This is a genomic window from Mesorhizobium escarrei, from assembly GCF_935825525.1.
Classification (GTDB): Bacteria; Pseudomonadota; Alphaproteobacteria; order Rhizobiales; family Rhizobiaceae; genus Mesorhizobium; species Mesorhizobium escarrei.
Map to the genome: position 1 here is coordinate 65,562 of NZ_CAKXZT010000166.1, position 9,922 is coordinate 75,483.

The window sequence follows — 9,922 nt, forward strand, 5'->3', positions numbered from 1 at the left end:
CCGGGCGGCTGGTTCCGGATCGAAAGAGCTTACGAAAGGCATACCATGTCGCGGCGCATAAACTTCATCAACCCGTTCGGATCATCGGTGTACGATGAGGTGATCAAGAAAACGCTTGGACATTTCTGCGCCGCAGACACGACGATGGAGGTGACCCATCTCGACGCCTGCCCGCCCGACATCGACTTCTTCTATTCCAAGCACATGATCGAGCAGTCGCTCTACGAGAGCGTCATGGTTTCCGAGGAGCAGGGGTACGACGCCGTGATCGTCGGTTGCCTTTACGACCCCGGCGTTCGCGTCGCCCGGGAGCTCGTCGATATTCCCGTGGTGGGTCCGCTCGAGGCCTCTTTTCAGATGGCGGCCTATTACGGGCACTCGACCATGGTGCTGACCGATCACCGAAAGGCTGTCCCTTACATTTACGATGAGGCGCAACGCAACGGCCAGGGCAACTCCGTGCGGGGCGTCGACGCCATCGACTGGTTCGTCAAGGACATGATCGACGATCGCGGCGCCGTCGCGCGAGACGTCGTCAACCTGTCCAAGGAGGCGGCGAAACGGTTCGGCGCGGAAACCGTCATCATGGGATGCACGATCATAGCGGCGATCTATCAGGAATACCTCATGGACGGCGGCGAACCGTCCGAAGTCCCGATCATCAATCCCAACCTCATGGCTCTGAAGATGGCGGAGGGCCTGGCCGATCTAAGGCAGAAAGGCGGCTACTTCATCGCGCGGCAAGGCTATTACATGAAGCCGACGGGACATTTCGCCGACGAGTTCGCACGTGCTCGCAGGGTCTGGAACTCGACGAAGCCGGATTTCGGAAGGTGACGGAACTCTTTCGGCCGTGTAACGCGCCCATCGTCCAAATCTGACCATTGAGTATCTTAATAAGATTATATGGACAGTTTTTATACGATACGGTATTCTCACTCTGTCAAATGCTTTGACGCCCAATCGGTACCGTACCTGATCGGAAAGGTTTCTACCTCGTGGAGACGCTCGTCGTTGTCGGTACAGGCCACGCGGCAAATGCCCTTGTGGCGGGACTGAGCAAACACCGCTACCAGGGCCGCGTGGTCTTGGTCGGCGACGAAAAACATCCCCCGTATAATCGGCCTCCCCTTTCCAAGAAGTTCCTAAGCGAGGATGTGCAGCCCTCGGAACTGTATTTCCGCGGCGAAGACCAGTTGGCCAAGAACGGCGTCGAGGTTCGTCTCGGTGTCGCAGCGATCGAATTGAATCCGCTCGCTCGCACGCTGAAGCTGGGTTCGGGCGATGTCCTATCCTATGACAAGCTCGTCCTCTCGACCGGCGCGGCGCCGCGTGGCTTGGCGAGCTGCGTCGATGAGACCGGGGGGAACCTCAATGTCCTTCGAAATATCGCCGACGCCGTCCGCCTGAAGGCCGACCTGGGCCGAGCTCAGAGCATCGCGATCATAGGCGCAGGCTACGTAGGCCTGGAAGTGGCCGCGTCCTCCGCGCTCCTGGGCAAGCGCGTGACAGTGATCGAGGCCGCCCCCCGCGTGCTGGCTCGCGTGGCGGGTCCCGAACTTGCGGGCATCGTTCAAGCCGCGCACGAAGCCCATGGTGTTTCGTTCCGTATCCAGAGCACGGTCAAGCGCGTCGCGCAGGGCGCATCCGGCTTTGACGTCTTCTTGGCGGACGGCGAGCGCGTGAACGCGGAAATCGTGCTGTGCGCGATCGGCGCGGCGCCGAACGCCGCGCTGGCGGAAGAGGCGGGCCTTGCGGTCAATCGCGGAATTGTCACGGACACGCGATGCGCAACGTCCGACGACCGAATTTTCGCGATCGGCGATTGCGCGACATTTCCACGCGACGGCGATCTGGTTCAGCTTGAATCCGTGCAGAATGCCTCGGACCAAGCCGATGTCGTAGCGCGCCGGCTGTGTGGCCTCGAAGCCGAATACGCCCCCCTTCCTTGGTTCTGGAGCGATCAATACGATTTGCGCTTGCAGTCAGTCGGCTTTCCCAAGGGCTCCGACGGCTCGTTCCTGCGCTCTAACGAGAGCAGCCACACAATCTGGCATCATCGGGACGGGCGCATCATTGCCCTCGATACAATCAACGCTTCGCGAGACCACATGCTGACGCGCAAGCTGATGGCTCGCGGAGAGTTGCATCTCAATTCGGTCCAGGAAGCCGAATTCGACCTGGCACGTCTCTGGACGCAGTCAGGTCAACCGCTGGACCGCGGTGTTTGAAAGGGAAGGACCATGAACACCCTCGAAAGGCCGAAGCGCGCTCCCGTCCCCCGCGCAACCGACACGACGCTCTCCCGGGACTACTACATCTCGCAGGAAATCTTCGAACGTGAAATCGAGAAGGTCTTCTTCAAGCAATGGACGTTCGCGGGCCATGTGTCGCAAATCCCAAACGTCGGCGATTACTTCCTCCACACCTTCGCGGGCGAGAGCCTCATCATCGTTCGCGAGAGCGCCGAAACCGTTCGGGCGCATTTCAATGTCTGCCGCCATCGCGGCTCGCAACTGACGAAGGCAGGCAGCGGCAACGTCAAGCTCTTCGTCTGCCCGTACCATCAATGGAGCTATGAGCTGAACGGCGGCCTGCGTCGCGCGCCGATGATGCCGGACGGGGGATGCATCGATTACGACAAGTTAGCGCTGAACCCAGCCGCAGCCGAGGTTTGGGCTGGAATGATTTTCGTCAACCTGTCGCCGAACCCCGAGCAAACACTCATCCAAGCGCTGGGCGAGCCGCCGGCGGGGCTTTTGAAACTCGAGCCTGAGAACGTCAAGGAGATCTGCCGCGACCAGCTGCTCGTACGGGGCAACTGGAAGACGCTCCTGGAAAACTACCTGGAATGCTATCACTGCGCCGGCTCGCACCCTGAACTCGGCGTCGCCTTCGACATCCAGTCGTCCTACGACCAGACGGCGACCTGGGGCGGCGCATGTTTCCTTGGCGGCGAACCAGTGAGAAAGGGTCTTGTGACCGTCTCCATGACTGGCGATCTCGTCAGCAAGCCGCTTGGACGCCATGCCGAGGATGCGACGCTCCAACTCGAGGTGGCTGAAGGTCTTGGACTGCTGCCCGTTCTGACGCGCGTCCTCTTCCACGTCGATCACGCAATCATTCACGTTATGAACCCGCTCTCCGTGGGCGAGGTGCAATGGACCACGATCTGGTACGTCCGGAAGGATGCCGTCGAGGGCGTCGACTATGAGACCGATCGCGTTGTGGAGGTCTGGCGCGCGACAAACTCGGAAGACAAGGAACTCTGCGAGCGCAACTACCAAGGGGTCCTGTCACGAGTCTTCGTACCTGGACCCCTCAACCCGCGCGCGGAAGGCGCGGTGCGCCCAGTGCTCGACCACTATCTTCAAATGATGGAGTGACGCACCGAGCTGCGGATGTTCCGAGGGCGGGACGGGATTGCTGGGCTCACCTGCGGAGGGCGAGACTTCTGTCGGCGCTACAGCCAGCCCTGCAAAATTGGTGTGAAGCGGTAGCAAGGAGCCATTCGTGACCAGTCCAGACGCGCGTGCTAAACGACGATTGGAGCGATCTTTCCCGTATCCGGCCGCGCCCATCGTCCACGACGATCGAATGAAGGGCTATTGGCTGATTATCGGAACCAAGATTTCGAACGACGACGCTCAGAGCGAATACGCCAAATTGTGGAAGCCGATTGCCGAAAAATACCAGGCGCGCATTAATCCTCTTAAGGTGCCGCCGTTGCTCAAGGAAGCGCGGGATGCACGCCGAGTGGTAATCGTAGAGTTTCCCTCGTACGATCTTGCCCAGGCTTGCTATGATGACCTGGATTATCCTGACGTAGCTCCACTCGTGCTCTACGAAGAATTCCTTGGCTTCGGTATCGTAGCATAGGTGCCACCAATCTTCGTTCTCTGCCATTGGCCCCATTACGCGCTTCGCGATCTGTTCGTTCAAAATCGGCATTTCGGCCCCTGTTCTTTCGCTACGCGTATAGGTGCTTCCCCGCCGAATTCAAACTTGGGCGCGCCAAAAGGGAACAAACCGACCTAACGACATTTTACGCCGGCCCATCATGGCCCCAAAACGTTTTGGGGCGGGGGCAATTTTCAACAACAAAATCAATTGTCATGGTGGGCCCGGAGGATGCTTGGAAAGAATGCAAATTCAACTACTTAGAGGTCGGTGGGACCGCGCGGCATTCAAATCTGTTCCAATGTTTTTCGATGTTTTTGTCCCACCAGATGGATGCCCGGAAGATCAAGAGCGACCAGTGGTCAGCTGCACGAACTCGGATGCCGACAAGGGCAAAGTCGCACCAGCAGCGGTTCTCCCTCAGGCCATCTCTAAATGTCGGGTTTGGGCCGTGAGCGGCCTGGCGGGTTTCGGCGGGGATTTGCGATAAGCTGCCGTTCTTAATCGGCCGTGGTGTTGGCTCTTACAGCGTTCCCGCATCGGCTCGTCGAACGAGTTCGTCGACCACCAGACGGACCCTCGGGAGCATGGTACGGGTGGTTGGCCAGACCGCGTTCAGTGGCGATTGCACCTGGTATTGATCTGGCAGCACTACGGCCAGTTCACGCCGATCGATGTAAGCCTGGACAAGTGACTGCGGCATTTGACATAGGCCGAAACCAGCAACGGCCATTTCAATGACAACCTCGCCGTCGCTTGCTTGGTGAGTTGCCGGCGGGTCAAAAGACTGGACACGACCTTCCTCATCGAGAAAGCGCCAGGAAACTGGTCGGCCAGGCCGGCTTCCTAGAATACAGGCATGGTGGTGAAGGTCACTCTGGCTCACCGGCGTGCCAGACGCTTCCAAATAACTGGGCGCCGCACAAAGGAGAAGGCGTTGTGATCCGAGCGGCCGGGCAGCAATGTCGGTTCGATCCGGTAGCTCACCGAACCGAAGGCAATCCTGTTGAGGAAGGGGTAGACCTGTGGGAGAAGCGCCCATTGGATGAACCGCCGCGGCGGCAATATGATCCACCCGTCATCGTCACCGACCGCAACGAAGTCGCCCATCGCGACACAAAGCGCCGAGATCGCGCAGATGACGGCTGCTCGATCGTCGTGATTGACGACGTTTCTCAGGTCTTGCGCCAACTGTCGGCCAGGAAGGCAGTGCTCGATGAGTGAGTGCAGGACGCCGGTAGTTACGAGGTGCTGGAAGAAGATATCCGATCGATCGCCTCTACGGGCCACGAGACGCTTCGGCTCCTCGATCATCATTCCGAGAAACGAGGTCGGAAATGCCTCGACCAGCGCCTTCCGATCAATCGGCACTCCGTGCCGAGCGTCTTGCACAACGGAATGGGTCACAAGATGACCGACGCACTCATTGGCGTGTTGGTTCAGCCGTCTGCCAACTGGCGCGCTGGATTGCCCTGGCTTGCCGATCAGAGGACTGACGCCGCGGGTCAGCATCCGCTCTGCTGTCCGATATCGGCCGATGATATCGAAGCTCCTTCGAATGGGGCCATCGAAGGCTGCTGCGACTATCCGCCGACCAGCTGCGACATGTGCGATTACCTTCTCACGCTCTGGTTCCACCGCTCGGAAGCGCACGATCTCCCACGAGATGGTCGAGACAGACCAGTCAAGTCGACATATCGCGCTTGACCGCCGCTTCGGCGAATATCCCACATCGATGCCAATGACCGAGCCGTCTTTCAATCCACTTTCCTATCGCTGTCAGCCGACTGCGAGTACCTCAATGAGCGAGCGTTCCAGTATCCAGATCGACGGCCCGGACACTATGCACGCACCCACCCCCGTAAGGCTGGCAAGGGTTATGGCGTCATGGTCGCGAAGACAAAGGCTTCAGTCGCGGCATAGCCCGCCGCTCCGGCCGCTATGACTACTGCCAACGGCGCGAATCTCTTCATCGTTCTTTCCCCCAAGCTAGACATGCCTCTTTACTAGCACCCTCCTTGCGCTTGCGTATTTCCCTTCCTTCCAGAAACAAGTTTGATCGACTGCTCTTCATGCTTCGCTGGCTTCCTAGGGGGCATGTTGCGTTCACGCCACTGCTGCCCGAACTCGCGAGCGAGCCAATGAGCGACGTGCGAGACGTGCCGGTGCTGACCGACGCGCCGTGTTGATTTGACTCTCGGATTTGTGGTTGGCAATCTCCGGTCAGGCTGAATGCCGATGGAGGGGATCAGCATGTTCTCCGCTCGCCTGTGCCTTAATGTTTGGCAGTCTTCAACGTTAACGCTGCGACGAAAGGGGAGTGCGGTTCTCACCCTGATTCTGCTCCTTTCGTTCACCCCTTTGGCCTTCGGCGCCACCAACACGTCAACCTTCACGGAAAAAGAGATTCAAGCTTACATCCGAAATTTGCGGATTAGTGAGCTAGAAAATCGTATGCAGTTTTGGGAAGAGCAAGTATTTTCCTGCAAAGTAGGGAACGATATTTTCCCCTCCAAGCAGGACGATATTTATGATCCGATGATGCGATACAACCCGAAGGTGCCCGTCGAGGATTGGATGGCTTCTATGTTTCAGAAAAGAATTGTGATTCAGGAGACATGACCCTTTTCAACGGCATGCTTTGTGCGGTCGGGGACAAACGGGGTTGCGACGGTGTTAAAATCGCCCAAGACGCTGATAAAATCGCCCAAGACGCGGATGGAAGGTGGTGGCGCTCTAAAGATCATATTGGTCAAATTGATACTGATGACCAGTCAAGTTTCAGCACCGATCAAGCGCTGGGCGTGTACCTCTATCTGGTCCAAACAGGTGACAAGCCTGCGTTCGCCAGATGGCTGAACTGGATCAAACGTAATCCGCACGTTTATGGGCCTCAGCCGAGTTATTGCACCCATAAAGAATGTCTGTTCAAGGCTTTGGATTGCCCACTGTTGGTGACAGTCGCAGCAGGCTTCGACATGGCTCGGGATGCCTTAGAAGTTTGTTCATCCTATGGCGTGGCACAATTCCCAGACCCAGGTGAACTCAAGGCGAAGTTTGAGAAAGCACGCGATGAAATATATTCTATTACGGTAGACTACGTTCAATTAATTGATGAGCTTGCTGGACGGATCGGACTTCCACCAGGGTTGCCGAATGTGGAAGAGGCGTATGAAGCATTGGGAGACCTTGAGGGTGCGGCCTACGAGGCCCTAGACGCCTATGCCCACGAATATGAAAAATTCTTGAACTCGACCGTGGCAGAGCTTTCTTCGAAGCAAGCTCAAGCGATAGTGAAAGCTAATGCCGGGCTAAATGAATCGAAGAGTATGCACTTGGCAGGCGTTGCGATTCTGCTGCTAAGAAACATGGGATACGACGGCCAGGATCTATCTGATGCAGCTGCAATGCTTTCCTATCGGCGCAAATTTAATCCGTTTTACGAATACCTCGAGAACGGACCATCAGGCGTCTGGGCGTCAGAGTCTGTGAAGAAGTGTCCGTCGAAGGAAACGCCTTCAAGGACGAGGCTTCAATGGTTTCCGGAGCGCGACGAGGGACCTCAGGGTGACAGCCGGAAGCTTGCTTGGGAAGAAAGTATGTATTGGGACTGTATCTTTTTGATGAAGCTGAACATTAGGAAAGATCAACCCGTGATTCGTCCAGGTAAAATAAGTATGGGGAATGCTCCATTCTTGGCTGATTTGACCGGACGATTTGACGGAATACTCACTGCAATGGAAGATCTTCGCTCTTTGCTTGTTGGTAATATTGCGGACGTGACTAATCGGTTAGGTCGATTGCCGGTGGTCCCGCCCCAGATACAAGACTACTGTCAGCACAATCCGTGCCCCCTTGACCCCGTTGGTGCGGTGGAGAATTTCTGTGCGCACAATAAGTGCCCCAAGTTTTAACTGGGGTGAGACTGCAACTAGCCGCCAAGTCAGGCTTTGCGCTGGCGCTTATTCAGTGGAAGTCACACGCCCCTGTTTACATACTCATTTCGTACGGGACGCGAAGCCATTCTCTAAGTGCTTGATTTTGTGGCGCACCCGACAGGATTCGAACCTGGACCTCTGCCTTCGGAGGGCAAGATACTACCTTCGCCGCCGTTCGCCACAGTATCCTAAATCACGATAAATCAATGAGTTAGAGATATTGTGGCGCACCGTGATATCCGAATTTGGCCTTGTTCTTTCTCCCGCTTGGTTGCAATATGGTAGCAATTTCTGAGGGAGGGTGTCATTGCCGAAACTCACAAAGCGCCTCGTCGATGGCTTGGAATCCGCCGGAGAAAAGACCGGCACGCTCTTTTGGGATAGCGAGCTCAAGGGGTTTGCAGTGCGCGTCCTGCCTTCAGGCCGCAAGACCTTCGTCGTCAAGTTCCGTGCCCGGAGCGGCCGCCAGCGTTGGCTCAAGCTCGGCGCATATGGGCCGCTGACTGTCGAGCGTGCGCGGGCACTGGCGAAGATGGAGCTTGCCAAGGTGGTGGAGGGCCAGGATCCCGCCTCTGATCGCGACGGGCGCCGAGAGGCCGTCACTGTCTCGCAACTCTGCGATCTTTATATGGAAGCCGCGAACGCTGGCCTCGTCCTCGGCCGCAAGGGAACACCCAAGAAGGCCAGCACGCTTTCAACCGACCAGTCGCGTATCGACGCCCGTATCAAGCCTCTGCTCGGACAACTCAAAGCTCGCGAGGTCAAGCGTGCGGACATCGAGCAGTTCAAGGCAGGTGTCGTCACCGGTAAGACCGCCCGGGACAAAAAGCTGGGGTTCCGGAGCCGGTCCATTGTCAAGGGAGGGAAAGGTGCTATCACCCGAACCCTCGGCCTGCTCGGCGCCATTTTCGCCTGGGGCGTCGACAATGGACACGTCTCAACGAACCCGGTGCGCGGCGTGCGACGCTTTGCCGACACTCAGAAGAAGGCGCTTCTAACCGGAGAACAATATCGCCTCCTGGCAGAGAGCCTCCACGTCCTCGAGCGCAAGCGCGATCGCAACGACCAGCCCCTTCACAACCTGATCGGTATTGCTGGCATTCGCTTCATCACAGTGAGCGGCGTGCGGCGAGGGGAATGTGAGAAGCTCGGATGGAACGAGGTCGACGCCAACGGAAACTGCGTCGCTCTCGAGGAAACAAAGACAGGCTTCTCGCTCCGTCCGCTCGGTCGCGCCGCGTTCGCCGTCGTCGACGGTTTGGATGCCATTTCCGACTTCGTTTTTGCCGCCGAACCAGAAGGCGCCGGATCCAAGGGATTGCCCGGTCTCTGGCGCACCGTCCAGAATACGGCGCGGCAATTGGCGGCGACAGCAGCAGAGGAGCAAGGCGAGGCTCCTCCCGAAACCGGGCCGTTGGACGGGCTGACACTGCACAGCCTTCGCCACAGCTTTGCCGGCATTGCGGAAGAGCTCGGCGCTTCGCTCCCCACGATTGCCGCCCTTCTCGGACATCGACTCGGCGGCGTCACCGGTGGTTACATCCTCAAGCGCGTCGATGTGCTTCTCGTCGATGCCGCCGATCGTATTGCAGACCATATCGCGATGCTGATGCGCGGCGAGCTACCGACTTCGCACATCGTGCAATTTCAGCCACGCGGCAGAATGTCGAGCGGCACGGCGAGGCCGGGCACCGCGACGCAAGAAATCATTGAGAGGGAAGCAGCATAACCAACCGTATCAGCGTTCGTCGCACGACTGCTCAGGCATCAACGGCTTCGAGCGGCAGGAACTGAGCGACAACTATGTCTTCGCCACCTGCGGTAGACTGAATCTCATTGATATCTGCGTCCGAGCGGGTCAACGAACAACGTGCCGCCCATTTCGATGGGACGCTCTTTTTTGTCGTCCGTGAAGAATGCGATCGCGCATTGATCTGGAAAGTGAGTAGGGCTGGCGCCTCGCACCAGCCGAACTCGGGTCAGGCTGATTGGGGCCGCAGTGGCGGCTTTGCGGTGGCTGCGAGCAGCGTCAGGAAGAAGGCACACAAAAGCCTCAGCCAGTTGAGCAGGAGGCTGAAGATGAT

At 57.8% G+C, this 9,922-nt stretch carries 9 protein-coding genes; 7 read left to right on the plus strand and 2 right to left on the minus strand.

Annotated elements, in window-relative coordinates:
- Positions 1-45: 45 nt before the first annotated feature.
- The 4 genes from NMG80_RS30925 to NMG80_RS30940 all read left to right on the plus strand — a co-directional run bounded on the left by NMG80_RS30925 (position 46) and on the right by NMG80_RS30940 (position 3,879).
- On the plus strand, positions 46-837 hold the full coding sequence (locus NMG80_RS30925) for an aspartate/glutamate racemase family protein (protein WP_254021633.1): 792 nt from the start codon (positions 46-48) through the stop codon (positions 835-837).
- Positions 838-998: 161 nt separating this feature from the next.
- A complete protein-coding gene (locus NMG80_RS30930; RefSeq protein WP_254021634.1) occupies positions 999-2,231 on the plus strand; it encodes an NAD(P)/FAD-dependent oxidoreductase in 1,233 nt (410 codons plus the stop codon).
- Between the two features lie 12 nt (positions 2,232-2,243).
- Positions 2,244-3,386, plus strand: coding sequence for an aromatic ring-hydroxylating oxygenase subunit alpha (locus NMG80_RS30935; RefSeq protein ID WP_254021635.1), 1,143 nt, complete (start codon positions 2,244-2,246; stop codon positions 3,384-3,386).
- A 127-nt stretch (positions 3,387-3,513) separates the two neighbouring features.
- A complete protein-coding gene (locus NMG80_RS30940) occupies positions 3,514-3,879 on the plus strand; it encodes a DUF1330 domain-containing protein (protein WP_254021636.1) in 366 nt (121 codons plus the stop codon).
- 544 nt (positions 3,880-4,423) lie between these two features.
- Here NMG80_RS30940 and NMG80_RS37550 read toward each other — a convergent pair.
- Together NMG80_RS37550 and NMG80_RS38060 are read right to left on the minus strand one after the other, a co-directional pair.
- The gene (locus NMG80_RS37550) at positions 4,424-4,864 is read right to left on the minus strand and encodes a LysR substrate-binding domain-containing protein (protein ID WP_436798727.1); all 441 of its coding nucleotides are present in this window, start codon (positions 4,862-4,864) and stop codon (positions 4,424-4,426) included.
- Positions 4,783-5,271: a hypothetical protein gene (locus tag NMG80_RS38060; RefSeq protein ID WP_436798728.1), complete on the minus strand. Its 489-nt coding sequence runs from the start codon at positions 5,269-5,271 to the stop codon at positions 4,783-4,785. Before NMG80_RS38060 ends, NMG80_RS37550 begins: the two co-directional genes overlap by 82 nt.
- Before the next feature lie 882 nt (positions 5,272-6,153).
- Here NMG80_RS38060 and NMG80_RS30950 point away from each other — a divergent pair.
- The 3 genes from NMG80_RS30950 to NMG80_RS30960 all read left to right on the plus strand — a co-directional run bounded on the left by NMG80_RS30950 (position 6,154) and on the right by NMG80_RS30960 (position 9,567).
- Positions 6,154-6,522, plus strand: a complete 369-nt coding sequence (locus tag NMG80_RS30950; protein WP_254021638.1) for a hypothetical protein — start codon at positions 6,154-6,156, stop codon at positions 6,520-6,522.
- Positions 6,519-7,814 carry a hypothetical protein gene (locus tag NMG80_RS30955; protein ID WP_254021639.1) on the plus strand — a complete coding sequence of 432 codons (1,296 nt, stop codon included), beginning with the start codon at positions 6,519-6,521 and terminating at the stop codon, positions 7,812-7,814. The genes NMG80_RS30950 and NMG80_RS30955 overlap by 4 nt, the downstream gene beginning before the upstream one ends.
- 331 nt (positions 7,815-8,145) lie before the next feature.
- The gene (locus tag NMG80_RS30960) at positions 8,146-9,567 is read left to right on the plus strand and encodes a tyrosine-type recombinase/integrase (RefSeq protein WP_254021640.1); all 1,422 of its coding nucleotides are present in this window, start codon (positions 8,146-8,148) and stop codon (positions 9,565-9,567) included.
- The last annotated feature ends 355 nt before the right edge of the window (positions 9,568-9,922 follow it).

Coding starts and splice junctions, on each gene's coding strand:
- NMG80_RS30925 (WP_254021633.1), top strand. CDS start 46: ATGTCGCGGCGCATAAACTTCATCAACCCGTTCGGATCATCGGTGTAC.
- NMG80_RS30935 (WP_254021635.1), top strand. CDS start 2,244: ATGAACACCCTCGAAAGGCCGAAGCGCGCTCCCGTCCCCCGCGCAACC.
- NMG80_RS30950 (WP_254021638.1), top strand. CDS start 6,154: ATGTTCTCCGCTCGCCTGTGCCTTAATGTTTGGCAGTCTTCAACGTTA.
- NMG80_RS30955 (WP_254021639.1), top strand. CDS start 6,519: ATGACCCTTTTCAACGGCATGCTTTGTGCGGTCGGGGACAAACGGGGT.